The sequence below is a fragment of the Streptomyces morookaense genome, from assembly GCF_013030945.1.
GTDB lineage: Bacteria > Actinomycetota > Actinomycetes > Streptomycetales > Streptomycetaceae > Streptomyces > Streptomyces morookaensis.
Window position 1 is genome coordinate 1 of the sequence record NZ_JABBXF010000109.1, and the last position, 694, is coordinate 694.

Annotated in this window: 1 protein-coding gene; it reads right to left on the minus strand. The window is 67.7% G+C overall.

Annotation, left to right across the window (positions count from 1 at the left end):
* Nucleotides 1-27 precede the first annotated feature (27 nt).
* The gene (locus tag HG542_RS31665; RefSeq protein WP_007382399.1) at nucleotides 28-309 is read right to left on the minus strand and encodes an HU family DNA-binding protein; all 282 of its coding nucleotides are present in this window, start codon (nucleotides 307-309) and stop codon (nucleotides 28-30) included.
* Between the last annotated feature and the right edge of the window lie 385 nt (nucleotides 310-694).

The window sequence follows — 694 nt, forward strand, 5'->3', positions numbered from 1 at the left end:
CAGTGCTGAGCAGTGCTCACAAAGGCCTTACTTGCCCTTGGCCGCTTCCTTGAGCTTGGAGCCCGCGGAGACCTTGACGCTGTAACCGGCAGGGATCTGGATGGGGTCACCCGTCTGCGGGTTACGGGCGGTGCGAGCAGCGCGGTGCGTGCGCTCGAAGGTCAGGAAGCCGGGGATGGTCACCTTCTCGTCGCCCTTGGCGACGATCTCGCCGACGGTCTCGGCGAAGGCGGCCAGAACGGCGTCGGCGTCCTTGCGGGTCACCTCGGCGCGGTCGGCCAGAGCGGCCACCAGCTCACTGCGGTTCATGTTGTACTCCCGTGTTCATCTTGCCAATGAGGCGTGAGATCGAAGCCGATGCTGCCAGGGCCCTCGGACAGTCCCCGGACCCGGGTCCGTTGCCGGACCCTCGCGCCCGGTTACGCATCCTGCCCCCACCAGTAGTGGGAAAGCCAATCCGGCGCCCTGGAGAGTCACACGGAAAGCGCTGCAGCCTCGGATGCGGCCGCGTGCTGCGGCCTGATTTCTGCCCGACACCTTATGGGGGTCCGGCAAGCCGCGCGCCACTCGACGCGCCGTGATCAGGCAGTCGTGGTGGCCGTCACAGCCGCTCCGGCGGCCTTGGCGGCCTCCCGGACGGCTCCGGCGACCGCTCCCGCGACCTTGTCGTTGAAGACGCTGGGGATGATGTAGT